The 26,489-nt window shown below is 72.3% G+C and carries 24 protein-coding genes; 16 read left to right on the top strand and 8 right to left on the bottom strand.

Annotated features, from left to right (window positions below):
* Nucleotides 1-6 precede the first annotated feature (6 nt).
* Nucleotides 7-1,206 carry a 6-bladed beta-propeller gene (locus VF746_18950; protein HEX8694509.1) on the top strand — a complete coding sequence of 400 codons (1,200 nt, stop codon included), beginning with the start codon at nt 7-9 and terminating at the stop codon, nt 1,204-1,206.
* Nucleotides 1,207-1,294: 88 nt separating this feature from the next.
* Here VF746_18950 and VF746_18955 read toward each other — a convergent pair whose 3' ends face one another.
* Nucleotides 1,295-1,660 carry a hypothetical protein gene (locus tag VF746_18955; protein HEX8694510.1) on the bottom strand — a complete coding sequence of 122 codons (366 nt, stop codon included), beginning with the start codon at nt 1,658-1,660 and terminating at the stop codon, nt 1,295-1,297.
* 204 nt (nt 1,661-1,864) lie between these two features.
* On the opposite strand from VF746_18955, the gene VF746_18960 reads away from it, so the two are divergent.
* The 13 genes from VF746_18960 to VF746_19020 all read left to right on the top strand — a co-directional run bounded on the left by VF746_18960 (nt 1,865) and on the right by VF746_19020 (nt 12,472).
* Nucleotides 1,865-2,551, top strand: coding sequence for an endonuclease V (locus VF746_18960; protein HEX8694511.1), 687 nt, complete (start codon nt 1,865-1,867; stop codon nt 2,549-2,551).
* A gap of 279 nt (nt 2,552-2,830) precedes the next feature.
* A complete protein-coding gene (locus VF746_18965) occupies nt 2,831-3,328 on the top strand; it encodes a sigma-70 family RNA polymerase sigma factor (protein ID HEX8694512.1) in 498 nt (165 codons plus the stop codon).
* Nucleotides 3,325-4,242, top strand: coding sequence for a hypothetical protein (locus tag VF746_18970; protein HEX8694513.1), 918 nt, complete (start codon nt 3,325-3,327; stop codon nt 4,240-4,242). Before VF746_18965 ends, VF746_18970 begins: the two co-directional genes overlap by 4 nt.
* 307 nt (nt 4,243-4,549) lie before the next feature.
* Nucleotides 4,550-5,515, top strand: a complete 966-nt coding sequence (locus VF746_18975; protein ID HEX8694514.1) for a zinc ABC transporter substrate-binding protein — start codon at nt 4,550-4,552, stop codon at nt 5,513-5,515.
* Nucleotides 5,516-5,523: 8 nt separating this feature from the next.
* Nucleotides 5,524-6,339, top strand: a complete 816-nt coding sequence (locus VF746_18980; protein ID HEX8694515.1) for a metal ABC transporter ATP-binding protein — start codon at nt 5,524-5,526, stop codon at nt 6,337-6,339.
* Nucleotides 6,340-6,704: 365 nt separating this feature from the next.
* Nucleotides 6,705-7,826, top strand: a complete 1,122-nt coding sequence (locus tag VF746_18985; GenBank protein HEX8694516.1) for a metal ABC transporter permease — start codon at nt 6,705-6,707, stop codon at nt 7,824-7,826.
* Nucleotides 7,823-8,941 carry a metal ABC transporter permease gene (locus tag VF746_18990; protein ID HEX8694517.1) on the top strand — a complete coding sequence of 373 codons (1,119 nt, stop codon included), beginning with the start codon at nt 7,823-7,825 and terminating at the stop codon, nt 8,939-8,941. The genes VF746_18985 and VF746_18990 overlap by 4 nt, the downstream gene beginning before the upstream one ends.
* 45 nt (nt 8,942-8,986) lie before the next feature.
* Nucleotides 8,987-9,367 (top strand): hypothetical protein, encoded by a 381-nt coding sequence (locus tag VF746_18995; protein ID HEX8694518.1) that lies wholly within the window; start codon nt 8,987-8,989, stop codon nt 9,365-9,367.
* Nucleotides 9,368-9,428: 61 nt separating this feature from the next.
* Complete coding sequence (locus tag VF746_19000; GenBank protein HEX8694519.1) at nt 9,429-9,656, top strand: AbrB/MazE/SpoVT family DNA-binding domain-containing protein; 228 nt, start codon at nt 9,429-9,431, stop codon at nt 9,654-9,656.
* A gap of 2 nt (nt 9,657-9,658) precedes the next feature.
* Nucleotides 9,659-10,054 (top strand): type II toxin-antitoxin system death-on-curing family toxin, encoded by a 396-nt coding sequence (locus tag VF746_19005; GenBank protein HEX8694520.1) that lies wholly within the window; start codon nt 9,659-9,661, stop codon nt 10,052-10,054.
* A gap of 118 nt (nt 10,055-10,172) precedes the next feature.
* On the top strand, nt 10,173-10,559 hold the full coding sequence (locus VF746_19010) for a hypothetical protein (GenBank protein HEX8694521.1): 387 nt from the start codon (nt 10,173-10,175) through the stop codon (nt 10,557-10,559).
* 62 nt (nt 10,560-10,621) lie between these two features.
* Nucleotides 10,622-11,233 carry a hypothetical protein gene (locus VF746_19015; protein HEX8694522.1) on the top strand — a complete coding sequence of 204 codons (612 nt, stop codon included), beginning with the start codon at nt 10,622-10,624 and terminating at the stop codon, nt 11,231-11,233.
* 96 nt (nt 11,234-11,329) lie between these two features.
* On the top strand, nt 11,330-12,472 hold the full coding sequence (locus VF746_19020; GenBank protein ID HEX8694523.1) for a tetratricopeptide repeat protein: 1,143 nt from the start codon (nt 11,330-11,332) through the stop codon (nt 12,470-12,472).
* 16 nt (nt 12,473-12,488) lie between these two features.
* On the opposite strand, the gene VF746_19025 is transcribed toward VF746_19020, so the two are convergent.
* The 4 genes from VF746_19025 to VF746_19040 all read right to left on the bottom strand — a co-directional run bounded on the left by VF746_19025 (nt 12,489) and on the right by VF746_19040 (nt 18,468).
* Nucleotides 12,489-12,968 carry a GNAT family protein gene (locus tag VF746_19025; GenBank protein ID HEX8694524.1) on the bottom strand — a complete coding sequence of 160 codons (480 nt, stop codon included), beginning with the start codon at nt 12,966-12,968 and terminating at the stop codon, nt 12,489-12,491.
* Nucleotides 12,969-13,078: 110 nt separating this feature from the next.
* Nucleotides 13,079-16,321, bottom strand: a complete 3,243-nt coding sequence (locus VF746_19030; protein ID HEX8694525.1) for an error-prone DNA polymerase — start codon at nt 16,319-16,321, stop codon at nt 13,079-13,081.
* A 58-nt stretch (nt 16,322-16,379) separates the two neighbouring features.
* Entirely contained in the window at nt 16,380-17,798 is a 1,419-nt protein-coding gene (locus VF746_19035) for a hypothetical protein (GenBank protein ID HEX8694526.1), read from the bottom strand.
* Nucleotides 17,725-18,468 (bottom strand): hypothetical protein, encoded by a 744-nt coding sequence (locus VF746_19040; GenBank protein HEX8694527.1) that lies wholly within the window; start codon nt 18,466-18,468, stop codon nt 17,725-17,727. The genes VF746_19035 and VF746_19040 overlap by 74 nt, the downstream gene beginning before the upstream one ends.
* 500 nt (nt 18,469-18,968) lie before the next feature.
* Here VF746_19040 and VF746_19045 point away from each other — a divergent pair, with 500 nt between their 5' ends.
* Nucleotides 18,969-19,904: a PHB depolymerase family esterase gene (locus VF746_19045; GenBank protein ID HEX8694528.1), complete on the top strand. Its 936-nt coding sequence runs from the start codon at nt 18,969-18,971 to the stop codon at nt 19,902-19,904.
* Between the two features lie 198 nt (nt 19,905-20,102).
* Nucleotides 20,103-21,971: a S9 family peptidase gene (locus VF746_19050; protein HEX8694529.1), complete on the top strand. Its 1,869-nt coding sequence runs from the start codon at nt 20,103-20,105 to the stop codon at nt 21,969-21,971.
* Nucleotides 21,972-22,339: 368 nt separating this feature from the next.
* On the opposite strand, the gene aceA is transcribed toward VF746_19050, so the two are convergent.
* The 3 genes from aceA to VF746_19065 all read right to left on the bottom strand — a co-directional run bounded on the left by aceA (nt 22,340) and on the right by VF746_19065 (nt 26,282).
* Nucleotides 22,340-23,629: an isocitrate lyase gene (gene aceA / locus VF746_19055; protein HEX8694530.1), complete on the bottom strand. Its 1,290-nt coding sequence runs from the start codon at nt 23,627-23,629 to the stop codon at nt 22,340-22,342.
* A gap of 41 nt (nt 23,630-23,670) precedes the next feature.
* Nucleotides 23,671-25,272 (bottom strand): malate synthase A, encoded by a 1,602-nt coding sequence (gene aceB, locus VF746_19060; GenBank protein HEX8694531.1) that lies wholly within the window; start codon nt 25,270-25,272, stop codon nt 23,671-23,673.
* A 326-nt stretch (nt 25,273-25,598) separates the two neighbouring features.
* Entirely contained in the window at nt 25,599-26,282 is a 684-nt protein-coding gene (locus VF746_19065; protein HEX8694532.1) for a hypothetical protein, read from the bottom strand.
* Nucleotides 26,283-26,489: the final 207 nt, after the last annotated feature.

A 26,489-nucleotide genomic window follows, 5' to 3' on the forward strand; every position in this document is an offset into this window, starting at 1 on the left:
ACGACGATGCGATTCGGCGCTTTTCGACCGGCCACGTGGGCCGGCTCGCTCTGCCTCCTTGCCGCCTGCGGCACCGCCTCCGCGAACGGGCCCGACCGGGTGACGATCGACACGCTGGCGAACGGCGTGGTCCAGGTCACGAACCCCGAGCGCGGCGCGTGGACCGAATCCACCGCCTGGCGGGCGGTCGAAGACCTGCGCATCGGCAGCGCGGATGGGGGCGGGCCCGACATGCTGGCCATGCCCATGGACGTCGAAGAGGACGGTGCCGGGCGGATCTACGTCCTCGACGGGCAGGCGATGGAGATCCGCGTCTTCAACGCGGCGGGGCGGCACGTGCGGAGCTTCGGCCGCCAGGGCGCCGGGCCGGGCGAGCTCCGCCAGCCGCTCGGGATGACCTGGGGACCGAAGGGCGAGCTGTGGGTGGCCGACTTCGCCAATGCGCGGTACTCGGTCTTCGACACCACGGGCACGTTCCGCCGCTCGTACCTGCGCCACAACAACACCCTCCAGATGCCGTGGCCGGGCGTGGTCGACCAGTCCGGCCGGCTGTACGACACGCGCAGCAGCGACCAGGACGGCCAGCAGGTGGCGGTTCTTCTCCGCTACGATCCCTCGGTCTCGCGTGCGGAGGCGTTCGCGCTGCCGCACCGGCGGGAGCAGATGTTCGAGGTGCGGGACGACAGGAGGAGGCTCAGCAACGCCATCCCCGTCCCCTTCGCCCCGCGGGTGGAATGGGCGCTCGCGCCCGACGGCCGGGTCTGGTCCGGGGGAAGCGAGCGGTACCGTCTCGAGCAGCGCGATGCGGACGGCCGCCTGCTCCGGATAGCCGAGCGGCCGTACACGCCCGTGAAGGTCGAGCGGGCGGAGCTCGATTCGATCCCCGTCCGGCACCAGGATTTCGTCCAGCGGGGCGGGAAGATCGACCTCGCCGCGGTGCCGAAGGAGAAGCCCGCCTTCGTTTCCATCCAGGTGGACGACAGGGGATACCTGTGGGTGCGGCCCTCGGCCCCGCTCGGGCAGCAGGGCACCGCGTTCGACGTCTTCGAACCCACTGGAGTCTACCTGGGCCGCCTCCAGATCCCCCTGGAGATCCCGGAGTTCATGCCGATCTTCGTCCACGGCGCCCACGTCTACAGCGTCACTATGACGGACGAGGGCGTGCCCCAGGTCGTGCGCTTCCGGCTGGAGGGGCGCGAGGCCTGACGCGCGCCGCATCCTCGCCGTCAGAACGCGCCGCAGGGGCTCCCGACACCGGGAGCCCCTGCGTGCGTTGCGGCTGGATAAGGTGCCGTCAGTCCTGCGCGGCCAGCCAGTCCAGCGCCTCGTGCTCGGCGTCGAACGTCTGGAACTTGCGCCGGGAGAAGAGGATCACGGCCAGCAGGGCGATGCGGTGCAGCCCGCCCATCCCCACCACGGCGCTCGCCCGGACGTACGGGGCGTTGTGCGCGGCCATCTCCTTCATGGCCTGCAGGGCCCGGGCGTCGTAGCGCGCGTCGCGCACGTTGGTGAGGATGCGCAGCGAGCCGGGCGGCTGCGCGGCCACCACCCGGGTGGAGTTCTCGATCTCGCGCAGCGTCTCGCCCGTGTCGTGGAGGCCGGCGTAGTCGAAGAGGAGGATGCGCTTGCCGCGGTGCTCGATGAACCGTGTGCGCTGCATGGTCTCGGGTCTCCGGGAGGGATGCGGTGGGATGATCGGCCAGTCGCGCGCATGTTAACCCCCGCCTTCGAAACCGCAAGCGCGCGAAAGGACCGCCCCGCGCTTCGTTTCCGCCTCGAAGTCGAACGATGCGAACACTCGACGAAAGCCGTACCTTCCCGGTCGCGCACTTCGCACTTCGCACCCCACACTTCGCACTGACCGATGTTCCTCCCCCTCCACCCGTGGAACCTGACCGTCGCGCAGGCGCGCGAGGTCCAGCTCTCGCTCAGGGAGCGGCTGGTGCCCACCCCACCGCCGGGGTTCGCGCCGCGGCTGGTGGCGGGGGCGGACGTCTCGGCAGAGAAATTCAGCCGGCGCGGGTACGCGGGGGTGGTCACGGTGGACCTGGCGACGCTGGAGACGGTGGAGGAGGCGTCCGCCGTGGTGGACCTCGGCTTCCCGTACGTCCCCGGCTACCTCTCCTTCCGCGAGCTCCCCGCCCTGGCGGCCGCGTGGGAGCGGCTCGAGCGGCGCCCCGACGTGGTGGTCTTCGACGCGCACGGCTACGCGCACCCGCGCCGCTTCGGGCTGGCGTGCCACGGCGGGGTGCTGCTGGACCTGCCCTCCATCGGCTGCGCGAAGACGATGTTCGTGGGCGAGCACGGCCCCCTGGCCCCCGGGCGCGGCGCCACGGCGGAGATCGTCGACCGGGGCGAGGTGGTGGGGGTGGCGCTGCGCACCCGCGACCGCTGCAACCCCGTCTACGTCTCCCGCGGCCACCGGATGGACCTGGACACCGCCGTCGGCATCGTCCTCTCGCTCAGCCGCTTCCGCATCCCCGAGACCACCCGCCGCAGCCACAACCTGGTCAACGACCTCCGCCGCGCGGACAAGCCCCAGGCGCCGTAGGCCGCGTACGTCCGGCCGTGCTCGCCGGCGGCGACGCGGAGGCACGAACAGAGCTTCGGCCGTCCCTCGTTGAAACGAGCATTCCGCGGCGGGGGGCGCGGGTGTAACTTGGGCTCGGGCGCCCCGGTGCGCCCATCGGTCCCCGTTTTGCCAGCCCTCGCTCCGTCTGTGGCGGCGCCGGTCAGAAACCGGCGGCCCGGTCCGTTCCACAGCGGCTCCGGAGCGCCCGGCCAACCCGACGCTCGAAACTTGCCACCCTCCATGCCTTCGGAAGAGCGCTTGAACGTTACCCAGCTCTTCCTGCAGCACTACGACGGGCTCTACCGCTACCTGGTGCGCCTGACCGGCGACCCGGACCTGGCGGCGGACGCTGCGCAGGAAGCGTTCGTGAGGCTCGTCGAGCGGCCGCCCCAGGACCGCCACGTGCGGGCCTGGCTGTTCGCGGTCGCCACCAACGTGGTGCGCGACACGGCCCGCGCCCGCGCGCGCTGGCTGACCCTGCTGATGGGGTCGCCGGACCGCGCGCCCATGGGCGACGTGGGCCCGGGGCCCGACCAGGAGGTGGAGCGCTCCGAGCGGCGGCAGATGGTGCGCACGGCGCTGGACCGCCTGAGCTGGAAGGAGAGGACCGTGCTCCTGATGCGGGAGGAGGGATTCGCCCACCACGAGATCGCCGACGCCGTCGGCACCACGACGGGCTCGGTGGGCACCATGATCGCGCGGGCGCTGGCCAAGCTTTCGGCCGAGCTCGCGCCAACGTCGGAGAGCCTGAAATGAGACTGCTGGCTGGGCCTCGCCACCCGGGTGACGAGGACCTGATTCGATACATGGACCACCAGCTCCCCCGCGAGGAGCAGCGCCTGACGGGGGTGCACCTGCGCACCTGCGCCGAGTGCGCCGCGCGCTTCGAGGAGCTCAGGCGGCGCTCCACCGCGGTGAGCGGGTGGCTGGCCGACCTGGGGGTGGAGCTGCCGGACCCCAACAAGCGCGCCGTGGCCCTGGCCGCGGTGGAGCGCGCCCGCTTCCGCAGCTCGGCCACCGGCCCGCTGGGGAGCGGCTGGATGCGCGCGGCGGCCATGATCCTGCTGACGGTGGGCTTCGCCCTGGGGACGGGGACGGGGCGGGCGTGGCTGGCCGGGGCCATCGTGCGCCTGGCGGGCGACGCCCCGCCGCCCGCGGTGGCCAGGGTGCTGGAGTGGCTGGGCGAGGACGAGCGGCTCGCCGCGGACGCGCGGCTGCAGCGCCGCGGCGTGGCCGACTTCGAGGCGCCCTCGGCCGCCGGCCGCCAGGCCAGCCCCACCGACCCGCGCCCGCCGGTGGCGGCGCTCGCGCCGCCGCCGCCGGGGATGTCGCCGCCGCTGCGCTTCGAGCCCGAGGGGCCCGACGTGGCGCTCTACTTCGACAACATCCAGCGGGCCGGCTCGGCCACGGTGTGGATCCGCGACGTGCCGGCGGCCAGCGCGCAGGTGGTGGCGCACCTCGCGGGCGAGGCGCTGGTCCCCACGCCCGAGGGGCTCGCGGTGCGCAACCGCGGCGACTCGCGCGCCGACTACGAGATCACCGTCCCCTCGCGCTTCCGCTACGTGCGCATCCGCATCGGCGAGGGGCAGGAGATGTTCATCCCGATCCGCAAGAGCAAGCGCGAGTGGATCTGGACCATCAACCTGCAGCGCTCCGCCCTCGAACAGTAGGAGCGCGGGAGACGCGAAAGGACCGGGACCGCCCGGCGCCGTCGGCAGGCGCCGGGCGGTCCTGTGTTCAAGATGAACTGCATTTCTCACACAGAGACACAGAGACACAGAGAACAACAAGCGTCCTTCAGGCTGTTCTCTGTTCCTCTGTGTCTCTGTGTGAGTCCCAGGCGGAGCCCGTTCCAGATCGGCACCGTCCGACGTGGCAACGACTTTCGGTGTCGGCGCTTGACAGGACCGGGCGGTGTAAATATCCTGTTAGAAGATTTTAAAGCCATTTAAAATTCGAATTCGGCCAGTGTGGACGATGCTGGATAGAGCCGGGAGGTGGAAGGAGGCGGCGAAGAACGCGCTGGCGGCGCTCGCGGTGGCGGGCGCCCTGGCCGCGTGCGCGCCGCCGGAGCCCACGGAGACGCAGGGGCGCCTGCACGTGGTCGCCACCATCGGGATGATCAAGGACCTGGTGGAGAACGTGGGCGGCGACCACGTGGTGGTGACCGGGCTGATGGGGCCGGGGGTGGACCCGCACCTCTACAAGGCCAGCGAGGGCGACGTCCGCAAGCTGTACCGGGCGGACGTGATCTTCTACGGCGGGCTGCACCTGGAGGCCAGGATGGCCGAGGTGCTGGAGGAGATGGGCGAGCGCACCCGCACCGTAGCCGTCACCGGCGCGATCCCCAAGGACAGCCTGCTGGCGCCGCCCGAGTTCAAGGGCGCCTACGACCCGCACGTGTGGTTCGACGTGCGTCTCTGGATGATGACCATCGACCGCGTGGAAGAGACGCTGGCGGCGATGGACCCCGCCAACGCCGGCGACTACCGCGCCAACGCCGCCCGCTACCGCGCCGAGCTGGATGCGCTGGACCGGTACGTGCGCGCCCAGGCGGCGCGCGTGCCCGACAACAAGCGGGTGCTGATCACGGCGCACGACGCCTTCAACTACTTCGGGCGGGCGTACGGCTTCCAGGTGCGCGGCCTGCAGGGGATCAGCACCGCGGCCGAGGCCGGCACCGCCGACGTGCAGGACCTGGCGCGCTTCATCGCCACGCGGAAGATCCCCGCGGTCTTCGTGGAGTCGTCGGTCCCCTCGCGCACCATCGAGGCGGTGCGCGAGGCGGTGACGGCCCGCGGCTACCGGGTGGGGATGGGGGGCTCGCTCTTCTCCGACGCCATGGGCAGCCCGGGGACGCCGGAGGGAAGCTACGTGGGGATGGTCCGCCACAACATCGACACCATCGTGGGCGCGCTGCTGCGCGACCCTGACTCCCGCTGAGGAACGGTATGAACGCCATTTCCGCACCCGCCATCGAGGTGAACGACCTCACCGTGGCCTACCGCGAGAAGCCGGTGCTGTGGGACGTGGACCTGGAGGTGCCCGCCGGGGTGCTGATGGCCATCGTGGGCCCCAACGGCGCGGGGAAGTCCACCCTGATCAAGGCCATGCTGGGGCTCGTCCGCGCGGCGGCCGGGCAGGTGCTCTTCTTCGGCCGGCCGTACGCGGAGCAGCGCCGGCTGGTGGCGTACGTCCCCCAGCGCGGGAGCGTGGACTGGGACTTCCCCACCAGCGTGCTGGACGTGGTGATGATGGGGTGCTACGGCGCGCTGGGGTGGCTCCGGCGCCCGGGGCGGCAGCAGCGCGAGGCGGCGTGCCGGGCGCTGGAGCAGGTGGGGATGCAGGAGTTCGCGGAGCGGCAGATCTCGCAGCTCTCGGGCGGGCAGCAGCAGCGGGTGTTCCTGGCGCGCGCCCTGGTGCAGAGCGCGCAGCTGTACCTGATGGACGAGCCGTTCCAGGGGGTCGACGCCAAGACGGAGCGCGCCATCGTGGGCGTGCTCCAGGAGCTGCGCCGCCAGGGAAAGACGGTCGTCTGCGTGCACCACGACCTGGAGACGGTGCCCGAGTACTTCGACCAGGTGCTGCTGCTGAACGTGCGCCGCATCGCCTCGGGGCGGGTGGACGAGGTGTTCACCGAGGAGAACCTGCGGCTCACCTACGGGGGGCGCACGCCCTTTCTCCAGCGCCGCGGCGGCGGGGTGATGTCGGCGCTCTCGGCGGGGCACGCCGAGCCGCGGCCGATCGGGCGGGCGGCGTTCAGCTAGGGCTGTCGGGCTGGTGGGGGTGGTCCGGGGCGGCTGAAGCCGCGGCAACGACAGCAGAAAGCCTCGCAAACCCCGCGAGGCTTCAAACCCGACGATAGACCCGCGTGAGGGATGCGCGCCCGGAGGGCCGGGACACGGGCGCGCCGGGGGTTTGGCGCGAACGTGGCCCGGCGCGGTTGGGCACAGTCGTATCGTGCCCTACCGCGCGCGCAGCCCGGCCCGGAGCGCAGCGGAGGGACACGCCCAGACTGCAGTGCGAAGTCCTGAGTGCGAAGTGCGAAGTGCGTTCGTACCCAATTGACCGATACCAATCCTCCCGGTGGAGGCGAGACTATGTTCCTGGAATTGTTCGCGGCGGCGGGGCGATGATGGCGCTCCCCGACCTCTTCGGCGACTACACGCTGCGCACGGTGGCGCTCGGCGCGGCGGCGCTGGGCGCGGTGAGCGGCTCGCTGGGCTCGTTCGCGGTGCTGCGCAAGCAGAGCCTGCTGGGCGACGCCATCAGCCACGCGGCGCTCCCCGGGATCGCGCTGGCCTTCCTCCTCACCGGGAGCAAGGCGTCGCTGGTGCTAGTGCTGGGCGCGGCCGCCGCGGGGTGGCTGGGGACGCTGATCGTGATGCGCATCGTGGGCACCACGCGGGTGAAGGAGGACAGCGCGCTGGGGATCGTGCTCTCGGTGTTCTTCGGGCTGGGGCTGGTGCTGCTCACCTACATCCAGAAGCGCCCCGACGCCAGCCAGGCGGGGCTCGACCGCTTCCTCTTCGGCCAGGCGGCCACGCTGCTGCACCGCGACGTGATCCTGATCGCCTCGCTGGGCGCGGTGGCGCTCCTGGTGGCGGCGCTCTTCTGGAAGGAGTTCAAGCTGCTGGCCTTCGACCCCGACTTCGGCTCGAGCCTGGGCTTCCCGATGCGGGCGATGGACGTGCTGCTCACCTCGGTGCTCGTCCTCTCGATCGTGATCGGGCTGCAGACGGTGGGCGTGGTGCTGATGAGCGCGATGGTGGTGGCGCCGGCGTCGGCCGCGCGGCAGTGGACCGACCGCACCGGGCGGATGGTGTTCCTGGCCGGGGGCTTCGGGGCGCTGGCCGGGGTCTCGGGCGCGGTGGTGAGCAGCCTGGGGCAGCACGTGCCCACCGGGCCCACCATCGTGCTCTGCCTGAGCGTGCTGGTGGCGGCGTCGATCGCCTTCGCGCCGAACCGGGGGCTGGCGTGGGAGTGGGTGCGGCAGCAGCGCAACCGGCGGCGGCTGCACATGGAGGCCGTGCTCGGCGACCTGGCGGCGCTGGCGCGCCAGCACCCGGGGCAGGCGCACGGCCACGCCACGGCGGCGCTGGAGGCGATGCACCCGGGTGCGCACCACGAGCTGATGGCGCTGGAGTCGCGCGGGCTGGCGCGGCAGACGGCGGAGGGGGAGTGGGCCATCACCCCCGCCGGGCAGGCGCAGGCCGAGCGGCGCGGCGGCCGCCTGAGGGAGGTGGAGCCGTGATCGCGCTCGCGCCCGAACAGGAGATCCAGTGGATCGCGGCGGTGACGGCGGCCGCCTGCGCGCTCCCCGGCGTGTTCCTGGTGCTCCGGCGGATGGCGCTCATGAGCGACGCCATCAGCCACGCCATCCTGCTGGGGATCGTGCTGGCGTTCTTCGTCACCGAGAACATCGCCTCGCCGCTCCTGATCGCGGCCGCGGCGGCCACGGGGGTGCTCACCGTGTCGCTGGTGGAGGCGCTGCACCGCACCCGCCGGGTGAAGGAGGACGCGGCGATCGGGCTGGTGTTCCCCGCGCTGTTCAGCATGGGGGTGATCCTGATCTCGCGCTTCGCGGGGAACGTGCACCTGGACGTGGACGCGGTGCTGCTGGGCGAGCTGGCGTTCGCGCCGTTCAACCGCCTGGTCGTCGGCGGGGTGGACCTGGGGCCGCGGACTCTCTGGGTGATGATCGGGATCCTGGCGCTGAACGTGGCCTTCATCCTGGCGTTCTACAAGGAGCTCAAGCTCACCACCTTCGACGCGGCGCTGGCCGGGGCGCTGGGCTTCGCGCCGGCGGTGGTGCACTACGCCTTCATGACGCTGGTGTCGGTGACGGCCGTGGGCGCCTTCGACGCCGTGGGCTCGGTGCTGGTGGTGGCGCTGATGATCGCCCCGCCGTCGGCGGCGTACCTGCTGACGGACCGGCTGCCGCGGATGATCGGGCTGAGCGTGGCGATCGGGGTGGCGAGCGCGCTGGCGGGGTACTGGATGTCGTACCTGCTCGACGTCTCCATCGCGGGGTCGATGGCGACGATGACGGGGGTGGCGTTCGGGCTGGTGTTCCTCTTCGCGCCGGAGCGCGGGGCGGTGGCGCTGGCCCGGCGGCGGGCGCGCCAGCGCTGGGAGTTCGCGCAGGCCATGCTGGCGATCCACCTGCTGAACCACGAGGCGTCGCCCGCGGCCGCGACGGAGAACCGGGAGACGCACCTGCACGAGCACCTGCGCTGGGAGCCCGGCTTCGCGCGCGCGGTGGTGCGCCGCGCGCAGGGCGCCGGCCTGGTGGCGCGCGTGAACGGCGACCGCCTGGCGCTCACCGACCGCGGCCGCTCCGTCGCCCGCGAGATGGTGGCGGCGTAGATCGGCTTTCGAAACGACGACGGCGGGTCCGCCCGCTCTGGAGCCATGGCCGCAGAATTGATCGCGAAGGTCTACTCCGCCGGCTTCCTGGTGATCGGGCTCTCCCACCTGGCGCGCCCGCGGCTCTGGGCGGACTTCTTCGCCGAGGTCCTCCGGAGCCGGCACGCCGCCTTCCTCATCGGCACCCTCACCCTGCCGGCGGGCCTGCTGATCGTCGTCGGCCACAACGTCTGGGTCCCCGGGCCGCGGACGCTGATCACCCTGGCCGGCTGGGGGATGACGCTCAAGGCCACCGCCTACCTCCTCTTCCCCCGCTCGGCGGACCGGCTCGTCGCGACCGGCGCCACGCCCCGCAGCTACGCCATCGGCGGCGCGGTGATGTCCGCGATCGGCGCGCTGCTCGTCTTTGACGTCTTCCTTTCGTAGCCCTGGCCCGCCGGTATAATTTTTGTTATACTCCAGTGCGGACGCAAACCTGGAGGCCGAGATGTACAGGACCATGACTCTGCGGCGGATCGGGGGCTCCTTGGGCGGCACGCTCCCGAAGGAAGTGACTGAGCGGTTGAACGTGGGCGAGGGCGATAAGCTGTTCGTCGTCGAGCGGGAGGACGGCATTCTCCTGACTCCCTACGATCCCACGTTCGAGAAGGCGATGAAGATCTACGAGCGCGGTGCGAGGAAGTACCGCAACGCGCTTCGGGAACTCGCGAAATAGGAATGGCTGCCGAGCCGGTCTGGCTGAGCCGCGAACTCGTCGATCAAATCCATGCGAATCAGATCGAAGAGCACGGAGGAAGCCACGGGGCGCGTGATGATGGTCTGATCGAGTCCGCACTGGAGCGCCCACGAAACCGCTGGCAGTACGATCCTGAGGCGGATCTTCATTCACTTGCAGCAGCGTACGGATACGGGCTCGCCAAGAATCACGGCTACATTGACGGGAACAAGCGTGTCGCATACATGGCGATGTATGTGTTCCTGGGCCTCAATGGACTCGAAATCGAGGTGGCCGAGCCCGAGACCGTGATGGCCATGCTGGAAGTCGCGGCCGGAGAGCGCTCGGAAGATCAACTCGTGGAGTGGCTCCGGGAGCATACAATTCCCTTCGAATAGCTGTGGGAATGAGCGGGTGTCGCTCTCGACGCCCGCTTCGTTTTTCTGACCGGGAGCACACAACTTGCGCGGCGGTTCCTCCCCCTCGCGGACGACGAGAGAGAGACAGGAGGATGCGATGGACCACAAGCCGCAGACCGAGGCCAAGCACCCGCCCGAGTACCAGCGCGACCTGAGCCCCGACCACATGGCCGGGCAGAACGTCGGCAACCCGTCGGGCGACCGGGAGGTGGGGCTGCGCACGGCGTTCGACGTGAAGTCGGTGCACCGCTCGCTCTCCGGGCTCCCCGACGACGAGCTGAAGCAGGTGCCGATCCTGGAGGAGGGCACGCGCCTGCAGCAGGGCGCCACCTACCTGGACCTGGCGCACCCCGAGCGCGGCGAGCTGACCGCCACGGGCGACATGGCGGCGGGACCGGAGAACGTGTACGTGGCCAAGGACCGGGTGCCGTACCAGACCTGGAACCGCCTGCGGGGCGTCGACGACCCGCGGCGCACCACCTGACGCCGGCGAGCGCGGCGGCCCCACCGGCCGCCGCGCTCCGCTTCGCTCCCCCATCGGAGCCGATGATCGAGATCCTGCTGGAGCTTCCTCCGCCCGGCGGCTACGTCCGCGCCGAGGGGTGGGAGTCGTACGACGAGGTGCCCGCGACGAAGGCGTGGCACCGCTTCGCCGCGGAAATCGAGGCGGGGGTCGAGGCCGGGCTCGCGGGCGACGGCGCCGGGGCGCTGCGGCGCTTCGACCTGGCGGCCGCGGAGCTGCCGCCGGAGGCGCTCTACGGCCGGCTGCTGCTGGGGATCGACCGCGCGCAGGCGCTGCTCCTGCTGGACGACGCGGCGGGGGCGGAGGACGAGGCGGTGAGGGCGCTGCGCCTGGCGCGGCGCGAGAAGCGGGAGCACTGGATGGCGCTGGCCGGGCTGGGCGTGGCGCTGGTCTACCTGGCGCGCGGCCGGCGGGCCGAGGCGCGCACCCGCCTGGGCGAGGCGGTCCGCGGCTTCGCGCGCCACGGCGACCGGCTGCGGCAGATCCAGTGTCACTACGTGCTGGGCGAGATCGCCTACCTGGGCGAGGACCCGATCCGCGCCGGCTCGCACTACCGCGACGGGCTGGCCGTGGCGCGCGAGGCGTGCGAGCAGGAGTGGATCGAGCTGCTCACCAGCCGCTTCGAGCATCGTTAATCCCGCCAACGAGTTGAGGGGCTTGCGCCGGACGGCCTTCCCGCGGTATCGTGTGTATCCCGTCATTCCTCGTTTTCCCTTCGAACTCCACTTCCGATGCTCCGCCGATTCTTCGCCTCCGTCGCCGTCGCGGTGGCGCTCGCCGCGCCGGCCGCCGCGCAGAACGCCCCCGAGCGCCCCGAGCTGCCGCGGGGCGCCGACCCGAACGACTGGGAAGCCTACTACGACTTGGGCGTCGTCAAGCTCAACGCGAAGCTGGGGAGGGACGCCGGGGCGGCGTTCTACTGGGCCGCGCGCCTGGAGCCGCAGCGCGCGGAGCCGCTCTACGGGATGCGCGCCGCCGTGTTCATGCAGGACCTCACGCTCTGGGAGCGCTACCTGGCGGACGACGAGCGCGCGCTGCGGAGCCCGGCCGCGCTGCGCGCGGACTCGCTCATGGTCGAGTCGCTCCTGCGCAACCCGTTCGTCGCGCCCACCCTCGACGTGCTGCTGCTCGACCAGCTTCCCGGGTACTGGGGGCAGGACCGGACCACGCAGGGGTGGCTGCACTTCGCCCGCGGCAACCTGGGGCAGGCGGCGCGCCACTTCCGCGCGGCGATCGAGTCGAACCCCCGCTCCAACTATCGCCGCCGCTACTCCCTGGCGACGGTGCTGGTGGTGATGGGGGAGATGGACAGCGCCGCGGTGCAGATCCAGGCGATGCTCGACGAGCTGCGCCGGCGCGACGAGGCGCGCGTGGTGGTGGTCTACCAGTCGAAGGAGACGCTGGAGTACGCGCTGGGGCTGCTGCACATGGCGCGGCGGCGCTGGCCCGAGGCGCGCGCCGCCATGGAGCGCGCGGTGCTCGAGAACGCGGGCGGGCACCTGGGGCACCGCGGCCTCGCCTCCATCGCGCAGGCGGAGGGGAAGGCCGCCGAGGCGGTGGAGGAGTACCGGCAGGCGGTGGCGCTCGGCGGCGAGCACCCGCTGCTGGAGTACGAGTTCGGCGACGCCCTCCTGCGCGCCGGCGCCGTCGAGGAGGCCATCGAGCACCTGGGGCGCGCCGTCGCCCGGGAGCCGTACTGGGCCGACGCGCGCCTGGAGCTCGGCCGCGCCTGCGAGACCGCGGGGAAGACGGCGGAGGCGCTGGAGGCCTACGAGCGCTACGCCCAGCTCGCCCCCCGGAAGGACGCCGCCACCGTCCAGGCGGTCCGCCAGCGCATCGAGCGGCTCCGCGCCGCGCCGCCGTCCGCGCCGTGACCTCCGTCTCGCACGGCTAGCCCGGACGCCGCAGCACGGCGAAGCGCGTCCCCTCCGGGTTCGCGAAGCTCTGCTCCACGACGAAGCCCGCGCGCTCGCAAGCCCTGAGCGCACGGGCGTTCCATTCGGCGACGGTGACGCGGAAGGCGGGCGGGTGGAACCGCTCACGGGCGAAGCCGAGCGCCGCTTCCAGCAACGGGAGTCCTCGCCCGCGCCCCGTCAGCTCCGGGCGCACGCCGCCGCCGACGTCCAGCGCCTCGCCCGCGTAGTCGCCGCCGGGAACGCGCGCGTCCGGCCCGAAGCACCAGTAGGCGACGAGCGCGCCGTCTCCATCCCGCACGGCGAAGTACGCGTTCGCGGGATCGAGGAAGGTGCGCAGCGCTGCGTCCGGATCTCCCGTGCCGGGATCGTAGACCGCGTACAGGCCGGCGTAGCGCCAGGCGAGGATCTCGCGGGCGCTCTCCTCGTCCATCGGCTGGAAGGTGAAGGCGGCCATGAGATCCCGTCCGGCGGTATCGTTCAGGTATCGGATCTGAAAAGTCTCACACAGAGAAACAGAGGAACAGAGAGATCCTCTCTTCCTCTGTTTCTCTGTGTGATCCAAATTCAGTGGTAGTCGTGCGAGGCGACGACCTGGGCGGCGTCGTCCAGGCGGAGCTGGTAGAAGGTCTCGGCGCGCAGGTTGGTGACGCCGTCCTCCTTCCCCAGCTTCCCGCGTACGGCCAGGATGCCGCTGCCGTTCAGGATCTCGCGCTGCTCGGCGTAGACCCTGGGGCTCACGATCACGTCCAGGCGCCCCGTCTCGTCTTCCAGCCCCACGAACACGAAGCCCTTGGCGGTGCCCGGCCGCTGGCGCACGATCACCACGCCCGCCGCGGTCACCGGCTCGCCCTGCCGGCGCCGCTCGTCGCGCAGCTCGGCCACCGTCTTCACCCCCAGCCCGCGCAGCCACTCGCGCAGGTGGCGCATGGGGTGGCCCTCCAGGTCGAAGCCGGTGGCGCGGTGGTCCAGCAGCGTGCGCTCGGTGGGCACCAGCGCGGGGATGCGCGCCTCGGGCGCCACCTCGGCCGGGGCCAGGGGGCCGCCGCTGCGGCGCGCGCGCAGCTCGCCCAGCACCGTCCAGAGCGCCTGCCGCGGGCCCCCTGCGATCCACGAGCGGAACGCCCCCGCCGCCGCCAGCGCGCGCAGCCCCGCCTCGGAGTCGAAGCGCGCCACCACGTCGGACGCGGAGGTGAACGGCCGCTTCGCCAGCTCCGCCTTGAGCCGGGCCCCCGCCACGGCGCCCAGGCCGCGGACGTAGCGCAGGCCCATGCGCACGGCGGGGTCGCCGCGGGGAGTGCCCAGTTCCAAGTGCCCAGTGCCCGGGAACTGCTCCGATCCTCCTGGGCCCTGGGCACTGGGCACTGGGCACTTCGGTTCCAAAGTGCAGTCCCACGCGCTGTGCGCCAGGTCGATCGGCCGCACCTCGACGCCGTGCTCCTTCGCGTCGTGGATCAGCGTGGAGACGGGGTAGAAGCCCATCGGCTGGGCGTTGAGGATCGAGCAGAGGTACTCGGCCGGGTAGTAGTGCCGCAGCCACGCGCTCGCGTACGCCAGCAGCGCGAAGCTGATGGCGTGGCTCTCGGGGAAGGTGTAGCTGGCGCACGCCTCCAGCCACCCGAGCACCTTCTCGGCCGCCTCGCCCGCCACCCCGCGCGCCGCCATCCCCGCGCGGATCGCGGCGGTGGCCTTGTGCATCTCGTCGCTGGAGCGCTTGCGGCTCATCGCCCGGCGCAGGCGGTCGGCCTCGCCGGGGGTGCAGCCGCTCACCACGATGGCGCAGCGCATCAGCTGCTCCTGGAAGAGCGCCAGCCCGTGCGTGCGGGCCAGCACCGGCTCCAGGTCGGGGTGCGGGTACTCGGTGGGCGCCTGGCCGCGGCGGCGCGCCATCATCTCCTTCACCTGCCCGCCCAGCATCGGCCCCGGGCGGATGGCGCCCACGCTGATCACGATGTCGTAGAACTCCCTGGGCTTCAGCCGCGGGAGGAAGTTGGCCTGCGCGCGGCTCTCGATCTGGAAGAGCCCCACCGTGTCGGCCGCGCGGATCTGGCGGTACACCTCGGCGTCGTCCATCGGCAGGCGGCCGATGTCGACCTCCCTGCCCCGCCACGCCTTCACGTGCTCCAGGCACTCGCCCAGGAGGCGCAGCATCCCCAGCCCCAGCAGGTCGAACTTCGGCAGCCCCGCGTCGGCGCAGTCGTCCTTGTCCCACTGGATCACCGTGCGGTTGGGCATCGACGCGGGCTCGATGGGGACCACGGAGGAGAGCGGGCGCGCGGAGATCACGAAGCCGCCGCTGTGGATCCCCCGGTGGCGCGGCAGGCCGTCGAGCCCGGCGACGAGCTTCACCAGCGCCCGCGCCGTGGGCCCGGCGGGGTCGAGCCCCACCGCCTTCAGCGCCTTCCCCTCGGCCAGGTCCAGCCACTCGGCGGCGGTGCGCGCCGGGGTGTACCCGTCGATCCGCTTGGCCAGGAAGTCGCCCGTCGCCACGGGGAGGCCGAGCACCCGCACGGCGTCGCGCACGGCGGAGCGCCCCCGGTACTCCACGTGGGTGCAGACCATGGCGGCGTGGTCGCGCCCGTACTTCTCGTAGACGTACTGCAGCACGCGCTCGCGGGCGTCCAGCGCGGCGAAGTCGATGTCGATGTCGGGCGGCTCGGGGCGCTCCAGCGAGAGGAAGCGCTCGAAGAGGAGCGAATGGGCCACCGGGTCCACCGCCGTCACCCGGAGCGCGTAGCAGACGATGGAGTTGGCCGCCGAGCCGCGCCCCTGGCACATGATCCCCCGCTCGCGTGCGAAGCGGCAGATGTCCCAGCACACCAGGAAGTGGTCGGCCAGCGAGAGCGCGCGGATGGTGGAGAGCTCGTGCTCGAGCTGCTTCCAGTGCCGGTAGGTGGCCCCGGGGAGCCGCTCGCGCAGCCCCGTTCTGGCCAGGTGGTCCAGGTAGTCGTCGGCGTTTCCCCAGCGCGCGGGGGAGGGGAAGTGCGGGTGCACGGGCCCCAGCTTGCCGAAGACGAACCCTTCCGCCCGCTCGGCGATCTCGCGGGTGCGCCGGATCCCCTCGGGCGCGTGCCGCCAGCGGCGCGCCATCTCTTCGGGCGGCTGCAGGCACCACTCGGCCGAGGGGCGCAGCAGCCCCCGGCGGTGCGCCTCCTCCAGCGTCACCTGGCGGCGCACGCACACCAGCAGGTCGTGCACGGCGCGCGCTTCGGGCGTGGCGTAGTGCACGTCGTGGGTGACGGTCCAGGGCACCCCCGTCTCCTTCGCCAGCTCCAGCAGGTCGGCCGAGAGCGACGCCTCGCCGTGGGTGCGGTGGTCCCACAGCTCCAGGTACAGCCGGTCGCCGAAGACGTCGCGGAGCCGCCCCACCTCCTCGCGCGCCTCGGCGTAGCGCTCCTCCCGCAGGAGCCGGGGGACGCGCCCCTGGGGGCAGCCGGTCAGAGCGACCAGCCCCCCGGCGTACGCGGAGAGGTCGTGGAAGGAGATGCCGGGCTCGCCGCGGGGGGCCTGCATCCGCGCCTGAGTGAGCAGCGCGCAGAGGTTGCTCCACCCCCGCGGGTTTTCCACAATCAGGGTGAGGTGAGAGCGGTCCGCCAGCGTGATTTCCGCCCCGAAAACCGGCTGGATTCCGGCCTCCGCGCACGCCTTCGCGAAACGGACGGCGCCGCCCAGGTCGTCGTGGTCGGTGAGCGCGAGGGCGGGGTAGCCGAGCTCGGCCGCGCGGGCGGCGAGCGTCTCGGGCGTACTGGCGCCGTCGCTCAGCGAGAAGGCGCTGTGACAGTGCAGCTCTACGTAATCTCGTTGCCCCATCGTCACTTAGATGCAAAGCGCGTGCATTGCGCCGTCGCGCCGGGGTCACGGGGCGTTCTCAATCGTACCACCCTTCCAGGTACCAGCCGCCGTCCGCCGCGTCACGGTAGAGGAGCCCGAGCCACCCGTCGGGAGACTCGATTCGCCAGTACTCGCGGGCGGTGCCGCCGGCCCACCAGGCGCCCGAGACCCGCTCCGGGCCCTCGGCGATAGTTTTCCACAGCCTCGGTGGAAAACTCCCGGGCTCGCCCCCAAGTGCGTCCGTTGACGCGGCTTGGAAGTCGACCCCCAGCGGGCGGCGCCCGGCGCCCTCGCGGACGCGCACCGGGCGGGGCTCGGGGAGGCGGCGCAGGCACAGGGAGAGGACCCCGCGCCCGAGCTCCGGCCCCTCCTCCTGCGGCTCCGGCGCCGGGGGGTGCGCGCGGGTGAAGGGGGCGATGCCGGCGCTCCCCCGCGCGTCCCAGGCGGCGTGCTCGGCGGGGAGGTGTGCCCCGTGGCGGACGGCCCCGGAGAGCGCCCCCTCGCCCCAGCGCGCGAAGACGGGGAGCAGCGCGGCGTGGAGCGCGCCGGGGTCGGGCGCGGGGGCCTGGAAGGCGTCGAGCTGGTCGGCGCGGGGAACACCGTCCTCGGCCAGCTCCAGCCGCACCCCGGCCACGGGCCCGGCCGGCTGGCGTTCCTCCACCGCGCGGCGGCAGAGGTCGGCCAGCACGCGCTCCTCGGCCGTGGGGCGCGCGGGGCGCACCTCGCGTGCGTCGTCCACCACGCCCTCGGCGGTCTCGGCGCGCAGCACCAGGCGGAGCCGCGCGGGGATGCGCTGGCGGCGGCCGAGCTGGGCGCAGACGGAGGCGATCAGGCCGGGGAGGACGAAGCGCAGCGGCTCGGCGCCGGCGATCGGCGGCTCGAACTCGGCCTCGGCGGCCACGGCGCCGGGATCGGCGGGGGGGAAGGGCCAGCGGCCGTCCTCGGCGCGCGCCAGCCGCCACGCCGCCACCCCCGCCGGCCCGAAGCGCAGCTCCACGTCGGCCGGGGAGAGCGCGGCCAGGTCTCCGCACGTCTTCAGCCCCAGCAGCTCGAGCGTCTCGCGCAGGTCCGCCGGCATGGGCACCAGCGCCAGCGAGCGCCGGCGCAGGTAGCGCGCGTCGGCGCCCGGGGGGACGACGCGCGAGTGGGTGCCGCGCTCGCGCGTGGCCGCCGCCGCGGCGATGCAGCTGCCGGCGATCCCCACCTTCGCGTCGGGGAAGCCGGCCTCGGCGGCGGCGTCCAGCAGCGCGCGGGCCACGGCCGCGTCGCCGCCACGGCGCTCCATCCCCCCGGCGTCGGCCCAGAGCGCGCGCGGGTGGCCGCGCACGGGGGTCACCCGCGGCGCGGCCCGGAGCAGCGCCCCGGCGAGCACGACCTGCGCCTCAGGTCCAGGACGCGGCGCGCCGGTCGGGGGCGAAGGCAGGCGGATGCAGGCGATGCGTCGGTTCGTGGACAAGCTCGACCTCTCGTTCTCCCGCGCGCGCGCCCGACCCCTTGGCCAGGCGCACCCCCGAGCGCCGCCGGAAGCGGGCGCCGGTGCCGAGCCCCGCGCCCGCTTCGGCCTCGCGGCGGAACTCCAGCCGCGCGTCGGCGCGCCACCCGGGGGCCGCCCCGGCGGTGGAGACCAGGAGCGCGGCGTCGGTCTCGCGGGCCAGGGCGCGCAGCCGGTGCAGCTCGGTGGCGTCGGGGGCGGGGCCGTCCAGCACCACCAGGCCGAAGGCGCCCGTGCGCAGGAGCTGCTCGGCCACCCAGGCGCCCTCGCCCGCGTGCCCGGGGCCCGGCGGGCGCGCCACCCACAGCCCCGGCGCGGAGTGCCCGTCGGGGCCGCACCAGGCGGCGGGGTCCAGGGTGCAGGTGGCGTCCACCAGCGCCACCAGCGCCTCGCGGCAGGCGGCCTCCACCAGCGCGCGCACGGCGGCCGTGCGCCCCGAGGTGGCCTCGCCGGTCCACAGGGTGACGGCGCGCCGGGGCACGCCCCCGGGGAGGAGCTGGTCGAGCGCGCGCACCCCCGTCCGGAAGCCGGGGCGCGCGCGCTCCGGGGCCTCGCCCGGCAGGGGGCGGATCGCGCTCCCGAACCGCTTCTCCAGCTCGGAGCGGAGCCTGATCAGGTCTGCGGCTGCGCTCACGGTGTCCTCCGGGTAACGCTCTCTGGACGCACGGTGGCTGCAATGAATCTCTCGCTGTGCAACAGTAATACCGAAAACAAACCGAAACAAGGTAAGAGAGCTGTAAACATCGTATAAATTCCAATTTCCTTGCCACTGCTGGACTTGCGCGAGAGCGGAAGCTGCATGCCACGGGAAAGGTGCCGTGCACTCCGTTTACTTATTGCGCGTCGACCCGTGCACCCTGTTTACTTCGTTCTTGAAATCGGGGGAATGCGCGAAAGTGCACGAAGTGAAAGGAAGCTGGTAGCGAGACCGCAGGAGAAGACCGGAAGATGCGTCTACGATGTAAACCGTTCATTGCTGACGATGGATGATCACCACATTGCACGCCGGGTGATGGTCGCCACGCGGCGTGAAGAGGTCGTGCACGGAGGATGCGGGAGAGTGTCAGAAGCGCGGACGGGAGGACGTTCCCGCACCGGCACCGAGATCACCCCACCCGATCCAGCAGGCAACCGATGCCCGGCAGAAGACGATCCCTCGCGGCGCTGCTCCTGGGGCTCGCCGCCGCGGGCTGCGGCGGGAGCGTGACCGACGCCGACCCGCCGATCGACGCCCCCGGCGACTACGTCCGTACCCTCAGTTCGGGCGGGCGCGACCGCACCTACGAGTTGCACGTGCCGCCGGGGTGGACTCGCTCCGCGCGGCTGCCGGTCGTGCTCGTCTTCCACGCCGTGCCGGGCACCGCGCAGGGGATCCAGGCCATCACCCGCTTCAACGCGGTGGCCGACGAGCGCGGCTTCATCGCCGCCTACCCCAGGGCCGCGACGGGGGACTGGGAGCTGGGGTGCGGCGGGTGTACGGCGGCCGAGCTGGAGGGAGTGGACGACGTCCGTTTCGTGCGCGCCCTGATCGACGAGATCGGGGCGGAGGCGGGGGCCGGCACCTCGCGCGTCTACGTGGCCGGGTACTCGCAGGGCGCGCTGCTGGCGCACCACCTGGCCTGCGCGATGGCGGACCGGGTGGCCGCCTTCGCCAGCGTCGCCGCCACGATGCTGGAGCCCACCGCAAACGACTGCACGTCCACGCGGCGCGTGCCGGCGCTCTTCATTCACGGCACCGCGGACGCCGTGTTCCCGCCGGGCGGGCTCACGGCGGGCGGGCTCACCTCGCTCTCGCTCGACGCGACCATCGAGTTCTGGCTGGCGCGCAACGGCTGCACGGGCGTGGGGACACCGACGGTCCTTCCCGACACGCAGGCCGACGGCACGACGGTGACCCGCACCACCTTCCCGGGCTGCCCGGCGAGCGGCGAGGTGGTGCTCTACCAAGTGGTCGGCGGCGGCCACACCTGGCCCGGCGCCGCCCCGGGCACCCTTCCCGCCGCGCTCGGCCCCGTCAGCCGCGACGTGGACGCCAGCGAGCTCCTCGGCGAGTTCTTCGCGCGGCACTGAGCGGCGCCGCGACTCGCGGTGGCTGTTCTGCACCCGCCGGGGACGACGGCCCAGCGGGCGACTGTTTTGTCCGGGTCGTTGCGCTCGCACGGCTGGCGGCACTACGTTCTCTCCGGCCACTTTTGCGTCGCGGACGACCCACCCTTCCGACGCGTCGGCTCGGTTCGGGGAATTCATCATCCTGCTTTCCGCCCACTCATGTCCAACGACTCGCTCCGCTGCCAGAACTGCGACGAGGACGCGCTCACGGAGGCCGTGCGGGCACTGGCCGCCGTGGGTGCCGCCATCTCGCCGTCGTTCGCGCCCGACGGAAACCGGATCGCGTTCGTCACCCGGCTGAGCGGGTCGCCGCAGGTGTGGACCGTCGCGTCGGAGGGCGGGTGGCCGGACCAGGTCACCGCGTTCGACGACCCGGTGAGCGGCGTCAAGTGGTCACCCGACGGCGAGCTGCTGGCGGTGGCGGTGGCGCCGGGGGGCGGGCTCAACGAGCAGGTCTACCTGCTGCGCCCGGACGGATCGGGGGTGCGGCGGATCACAGACGGAGGGAAGGACAACAACTGGCTGATCGACTGGACCCGCGACGGCCGGCTGATGCTCGCGTCCAACCGCGACGGCGACGGCATGGACGCGTACCTGTACGGCGCGGCGGCGGGGACGATGCGGAAGGTGGCCGCGAACCCCGGGGTCGGGCACCTCACCGACGTCAGCCGCGACGGCGCCCTCGGCGTGCTGTACCGCCAGCAGAGCCGCGGCGACGACGACCTGTTCCTAGTAGACCTGCGGCGCGGCGGCGAGACGCGGCTGACGCCGCACCAGGGGCCGGGGAGCTTCGCCGTGGGCCGCTTCTCGCCCGACGGCTCCACCATCTACCTCTCCTCGAACGCGGACCGCGACCTGGTCGCCTTCGCGCGGGTGCGGCTGGGCGCGGACGGCCGCCCCGGCCCCATCGAGGTGCTGGCCGCGCGCGACGACGCCGAGCTGGACGAGTTCGCGCTCGCGGAGGACGGGCGCACCGCCGCGCTCTTCTGGAACGTGGCCGGCAGGAGCGAGCTCGCCTTCGTGGACCTCGCCAGCGGGCGCGTGGAGCCCGGGCCGCCGCTCCCCGCCGAGGTGGTCGGCGGGCCGTACGAGCGGACCGGCCCCGGCTCCGAGTTCTCGCGCGACGGGCGGCGGCTGGTGCTGGCGCTGTGGGGCCCGGCGGCGCCGTCGGACCTCTGGGTGCTGGACCTGGCGACCCGGCGCTTCACGCAGGCCACGCGCAGCCCGCACCCGGGGGTGGACCTGTCCGCGCTGGCGCGGCCGGAGCTGGTGGAGTACGCGGCGCACGACGGGCTCCCGCTCAGCGGCTGGCTGTACCGGCCGCGGGGCGCGCGGGGCCCGGGGCCGGTGGTGCTGAACTTCCACGGCGGGCCCGAGGGGCAGGAGCGCCCGATCTTCCGCTCGGACTACCAGGCGCTGGTGGCGCGCGGGATCTCGGTGTTCGGGCCCAACGTCCGCGGCTCGAGCGGCTTCGGCAAGCGCTTCGTGAACCTCGACAACGGCGCGCTGCGGGTGGACGCCGTGCGCGACATCGAGTCGACCGTGGACCACCTGGTGCGCGCCGGGGTCGCCGACCCCAGGCGCGTGGGGATCATGGGCGGCTCCTACGGCGGCTACATGGTGATGTCGGGGCTGGCGGACTACCCGGAGAAGTTCGCGGCGGGGGCCAACCTGTACGGCGTGGTGAACTTCGAGACCTTCTTCGCCAACACCGAGCCGTGGATGGCGGCGATCTCCACCGTCGAGTACGGCGATCCTAGTACCGAGGCCGACCTGCTGCGCCGCCTCTCCCCGATCCACCGGGTGGACCGCGTGACGGCGCCGACCCTCGTGCTGCACGGCGCCAACGACACCAACGTCCCGGTGGTGGAGGCCGAGCAGGTGGTCGAGAGCCTGAAGCGGCGCGGCGTCCCGGTCGAGTACGTCCTCTTCCCCGACGAGGGCCACGGCTGGCGCAAGACCGCCAACCGCATCCGCTCCGCCGTGGCGATCGTCAGCTGGTTCGACCGATACCTCAACCGGGAGTGAACAGGTTGACGAACGGCATCGTATCGCGCCTGGAAAACGTACGGGGTTGACAGCTCGCCGTTCGGAATGTAAGCTTTGTGTGGAGGCTTTGCGGTCGCGCTGGTGTGGCCGCATTGCCTTTTCTTTTTCCAGCGTATGCGGGTGGAACGGACCGTACCAGAGGTGATCTGATTTGAACTGGTCGAACAGCGGGTGATCGGAGGTGGCGTCGAGCATCTGCTCACATCACCGTCCACCAGGACGTTGAGTAGATCCCTCGGGTCGCTACCGCGCCCCTCGGGTTGACATTTGTTGGTCCAACGCTGATGAAAAGCAGGAGGGCGGGTCCGCGGACCCGCCCTCCTGCTTTCGTCTCCCGGCTCAGCCGCTTACGCGAACTGAGCCTGCTCCGTCGAACCGGTCAGCGCGGCGGTGGAGGCCTCGCCGCCGGTGACGGCCATCAGCACGCGGTCGAAGTAGCCGGCGCCGACCTCGCGCTGGTGCCTGGTGGCGGTGTAGCCGTCGGCCTCGCGCGCGAACTCCTCCTGCTGCAGCGCCACGTACGCCGGCATCCCCTGCTCGGCGTAGCCCTTCGCCAGCTCGAAGGTGCGCAGGTTGATCAGGTGCCACCCGGCCAGAGTGACGAACTGGAACTTGTAGCCCATCGCGTTCAGCTCGGTCTGGAACTTCGCGATGGTGTGCGCGTCCAGGTTCCTGGTCCAGTTGAACGACGGCGAGCAGTTGTACGCCAGCATCTTCCCCGGGAACTCGGCGCGCACCCCTTCCGCGAAGCGGCGCGCCTCGTCCAGGTCCGGCGTGCTGGTCTCGCACCAGAGCAGGTCGGCGTAGGGCGCGTAGGCGCGGGCGCGGGCGATCGCCGCGTCGAGCCCCGCGCGCACGCGGAAGAACCCCTCGGCCGTGCGCTCGCCGGTGGTGAACGCCCGGTCGCGCTCGTCCACGTCGCTGGTGAGCAGGCTCGCCGAGTCGGCGTCGGTGCGGGCGATCAGCACCGTGGGCACATCGGCCACGTCGGCGGCCAGCCGCGCGCCGACCAGGGTGCGGATGAACTGCGAGGTGGGCACCAGCACCTTCCCGCCCAGGTGGCCGCACTTCTTCTCCGACGCCAGCTGGTCTTCGAAGTGCACGCCCGCGGCGCCCGCCTCGATCATCGCCTTCATCAGCTCGAAGGCGTGCAGCGGGCCGCCGAAGCCGGCCTCGGCGTCGGCCACGATCGGCACCAGCCAGTCGCGCAGGCTGTCGCCGTTCTCGCCCCACTCGATCTGGTCGGCGCGCAGCAGCGCGTTGTTGAGCCGCCTGACCACGGCGGGGACGCTGTTGGACGGGTACAGGCTCTGGTCTGGGTAGGTCTGCCCGGAGAGGTTGTTGTCGCCGGCCACCTGCCAGCCGCTCAGGTAGATGGCCTCGAGCCCCGCCTTCACCATCTGCACCGCCTGCGCGCCGGTGAGCGCCCCGAAGGTGCGCACCGGGGCGTCACCCAGCAGCTGCCGCCAGAGCCGCTCGGCGCCGCAGCGCGCCAGCGTGTGCTCCACGCGCAGGCTTCCGCGCAGCCGCACCACGTCCTCGGCCCCGTACGGCCGCTTGATCCCCTTCCACCGCCCGTCGGTCAGCCACTGGATCTCCAGCGACTTCACCTGGTCCTGAAAGTTCTCCCGGCACATCGGCTCCCCCTGTCTCTCTTCGTCGATGTCTGCCCCAACCTTCAGCCGAGGAGCTGGTAGGCCGGGATGGTGAGGAACTGCGTGAACTCCGAAGACTGCACCAGCTCGTCCAGCAGCTTCCTGGCGCGCTCGAGGTCGGCCGTGTCCGCGCGGCCCTCGCGCAGCCTGGCCAGCTCGTCGTCGCGGACGCGGCAGTAGAGGTCGGGCGTCACCGGGCCGCCCTCGGCCATCTCGGTGCGGTGGCGGATCCACTGCCAGAGCTGCGCGCGCGAGATCTCGGCGGTGGCGGCGTCTTCCATCAGGTTGTTGATCCCCACGGCGCCGTTGCCGCCCAGCCACGCCTCCAGGTACTGCAGCGCCACGCTCACGTTGTTGCGGATCCCCGCCTCGGTCACCTGGCCGCCGGGGATGCCGCAGTTGATCAGCTCGCGCGCCTCCACGCGCACGTCCTCGCGCAGGCGGTCCTTCTGGTTCGGCCGCCCCTCCAGCCGCCGCTCGAAGATCTCGCGCGCCACGGAGACCAGGTCGGGGTGCGCCACCCAGGTGCCGTCGAAGCCCTGCGCGGTCTCGCGCTCCTTGTCCTCGGTCACCTTCGCCAGCGCCGTCCGGTTCACCTCCGCGTCCCGCCGGCTGGGGATGAAGGCGGCCATCCCGCCCATGGCGTGCGCCCCGCGGCGGTGGCAGGTCTGCACCAGCAGCTCGCAGTACGCCTTCATGAACGGCACCGTCATGGTGACCTGCGCGCGGTCCGGGAGCACGCACTCGTCGCGCGCGCGGAACTTCTTGATCAGGCTGAAGATGTAGTCCCAGCGCCCGGCGTTGAGCCCGGCCGCGTGCTCGCGCAGCTCGAAGAGGATCTCGTCCATCTCGAACGCGGCCAGGATCGTCTCGATCAGCACCGTGGCGCGGATCGTCCCCCGGCGCACGGAGAGCTCCCGCTGGGCGTGCAGGAACACGTCGTTCCAGAGGCGCGCCTCCAGGTGGCTCTCCATCTTCGGCAGGTAGAAGTAGGGGCCGCTGCCGCGGGAGACGAGCTCGCGGGCGTTGTGGAAGAAGTAGAGCCCGAAGTCGAAGAGGGAGGCGGAGACCGGCTCGCCGTCGACCAGCACGTGCTTCTCCACCAGGTGCCAGCCGCGCGGGCGGACGAGGAGGACGGCCAGCTTGTCGCCCAGCCGGTACTGCTTCCCCTCGGGGCTGGTGAACTCGAGGGTGCGGCGGACGGCCCTGATCAGGTTGTCCTGCCCCTCGACCACGTTGCGCCAGGTGGGCGAGAGCGCGTCCTCGAAGTCGGCCATGAAGCAGCTGGCGCCCGAGTTGAGCGCGTTGATCATCATCTTGGCCTCGACGGGGCCGGTGATCTCCACCCAGCGCTGCTCCAGGTCGGGCGGGGTGGGGCCCACGCGCCAGTCGTCGCGGCGGACGTGCTCGGTCTCGGCGAGGAAGGCGGGGAGCTCGCCGTTGTCGATGCGCAGCTGCCGCTCTTCGCGCGCGCGGAGGAGTTCCACGCGCCGCGGGTTGAAGCGGCGGTGGAGCTTCGCCACGAAGTCGAGCGCCTCGGGGGTGAGCACCCGCTCGCACGCGTTGAACTCGCAGAGTACGCTCACGCCTTCCACGTCGGTGCCGGTCGCCGTCGTGGCGTCCATCGGCTCTCTCCCGAAGTCAGGTGTGGTGCTCCACCGCCCGACCGCGCGGTGTGCGGGCGCGCGAAGGGGGCGCCCGCCGTCGTGGTGTCGCCCCCAAAAGCATAGTCCGGGCCACGTCCGTAACTACGCGTTTACAATGATGTTGCCATGAGTCCGGCTCAGCCATCGCCGGACGGAGTGCACGCGGTTCTTGTTCGGGAAGTGCGGACGGGCAGGGGAACGGATGTGGGGCTACCCGGACGGGTGCGAGGGGAAGTGCGTGAGTGCGTGAGTGCGAAAGTGCGAAGTGCGAGAGTACGGAAGAAAGGCGCGGCTGTCGGATTCGTCTATCGCTGCGGGACGGGAGAGGGGAGGATGGGCGGAGGGAGGTAGGCGATGGGGGCGAAGGGGGTGCCGTTGCCGGAGGAGGGGCGCGTGCGGGGGGCAACAGCGCGGCCGAAGCGGATGTACAGCTCCGGGCCGCCGTCGTCGAAGGCGAGGCGCTGCTCCACGACGATCTCGAAGGTGGAGAGGTCCACGTCCCACTCGTCGCTGAACATGCGCAGGCCCACGCCGGCGGAGACGGCGGGCGCGATCCCCCAGCGCTCGTCCTCGCCCACGCGGTTGCCGAACTCGCCGACGCCGTAGGTGGAGGCGAAGGCGATCAGGTACGGCTCCGCTCGGGTGCCGCGGCCGAACGACATGTACTGCGACGGGAAGGCGTAGCCGAAGCCGACCGAGGGACCCGCGAGCAGCCCGTCGATCAGGTCGCGGCCGGTGGTGAAGCCCAGGGAGAACTCCAGGCGCGGCATCCACTGCCCGGACTCGCCCATCGTCCGCATGCGGCCCCACGAGAACAGGATGTCGCGCCCGGCGTCGGGATTGCCGGTGACCTGCGCGCCGAGGTTGAAGGTGCTGTAGCGCGGCGCGGGCGTGTACGCCGGCACCGGGTCCTGCGCCAGGACCGGCGCGGCGGCCAGCGCCGCGGCGAGGCCCACGATGCCGAGCGGGAGCGGGCGAACGAGACGCATGCGGGTCGGCTGACGGTCTGTTCTGCGGGCTCGCGGCGAAGTGGACGGCCCGGCGTCACTCATCAACGTCCCAGAAGCGGTGCAGTTGACAGGGCGCCTCGCCGCCCATCTCCTCGGATGCGAGGGACCGAACGTCGGCGGGCGGCGCCGGGTGCCGCTCCGGCGAGCCGGGTTCGTCTGCGCGGCCGGCCGTCTCCGGAGACTGCG

Source organism: Longimicrobium sp. (assembly GCA_036389795.1).
Lineage (GTDB): Bacteria > Gemmatimonadota > Gemmatimonadetes > Longimicrobiales > Longimicrobiaceae > Longimicrobium.

What these genes read in the sequence shown, in the direction of transcription:
- VF746_18975 (HEX8694514.1), top strand. Translation starts at nt 4,550, where the DNA reads ATGCTGGATAGAGCCGGGAGGTGGAAGGAGGCGGCGAAGAACGCGCTG.
- VF746_19045 (HEX8694528.1), top strand. Translation starts at nt 18,969, where the DNA reads ATGCCCGGCAGAAGACGATCCCTCGCGGCGCTGCTCCTGGGGCTCGCC.
- VF746_19050 (HEX8694529.1), top strand. Translation starts at nt 20,103, where the DNA reads ATGTCCAACGACTCGCTCCGCTGCCAGAACTGCGACGAGGACGCGCTC.
- VF746_18995 (HEX8694518.1), top strand. Translation starts at nt 8,987, where the DNA reads ATGGCCGCAGAATTGATCGCGAAGGTCTACTCCGCCGGCTTCCTGGTG.
- VF746_19020 (HEX8694523.1), top strand. Translation starts at nt 11,330, where the DNA reads ATGCTCCGCCGATTCTTCGCCTCCGTCGCCGTCGCGGTGGCGCTCGCC.
- aceA (HEX8694530.1), bottom strand. Translation starts at nt 23,629, where the DNA reads ATGTGCCGGGAGAACTTTCAGGACCAGGTGAAGTCGCTGGAGATCCAG.
- VF746_19030 (HEX8694525.1), bottom strand. Translation starts at nt 16,321, where the DNA reads ATGGGGCAACGAGATTACGTAGAGCTGCACTGTCACAGCGCCTTCTCG.
- VF746_19065 (HEX8694532.1), bottom strand. Translation starts at nt 26,282, where the DNA reads ATGCGTCTCGTTCGCCCGCTCCCGCTCGGCATCGTGGGCCTCGCCGCG.
- VF746_18960 (HEX8694511.1), top strand. Translation starts at nt 1,865, where the DNA reads ATGTTCCTCCCCCTCCACCCGTGGAACCTGACCGTCGCGCAGGCGCGC.
- VF746_18985 (HEX8694516.1), top strand. Translation starts at nt 6,705, where the DNA reads ATGATGGCGCTCCCCGACCTCTTCGGCGACTACACGCTGCGCACGGTG.
- VF746_19015 (HEX8694522.1), top strand. Translation starts at nt 10,622, where the DNA reads ATGATCGAGATCCTGCTGGAGCTTCCTCCGCCCGGCGGCTACGTCCGC.
- VF746_19025 (HEX8694524.1), bottom strand. Translation starts at nt 12,968, where the DNA reads ATGGCCGCCTTCACCTTCCAGCCGATGGACGAGGAGAGCGCCCGCGAG.
- VF746_19005 (HEX8694520.1), top strand. Translation starts at nt 9,659, where the DNA reads ATGGCTGCCGAGCCGGTCTGGCTGAGCCGCGAACTCGTCGATCAAATC.
- VF746_19000 (HEX8694519.1), top strand. Translation starts at nt 9,429, where the DNA reads ATGTACAGGACCATGACTCTGCGGCGGATCGGGGGCTCCTTGGGCGGC.
- aceB (HEX8694531.1), bottom strand. Translation starts at nt 25,272, where the DNA reads ATGGACGCCACGACGGCGACCGGCACCGACGTGGAAGGCGTGAGCGTA.
- VF746_19010 (HEX8694521.1), top strand. Translation starts at nt 10,173, where the DNA reads ATGGACCACAAGCCGCAGACCGAGGCCAAGCACCCGCCCGAGTACCAG.
- VF746_18955 (HEX8694510.1), bottom strand. Translation starts at nt 1,660, where the DNA reads ATGCAGCGCACACGGTTCATCGAGCACCGCGGCAAGCGCATCCTCCTC.
- VF746_18950 (HEX8694509.1), top strand. Translation starts at nt 7, where the DNA reads ATGCGATTCGGCGCTTTTCGACCGGCCACGTGGGCCGGCTCGCTCTGC.
- VF746_18970 (HEX8694513.1), top strand. Translation starts at nt 3,325, where the DNA reads ATGAGACTGCTGGCTGGGCCTCGCCACCCGGGTGACGAGGACCTGATT.
- VF746_18980 (HEX8694515.1), top strand. Translation starts at nt 5,524, where the DNA reads ATGAACGCCATTTCCGCACCCGCCATCGAGGTGAACGACCTCACCGTG.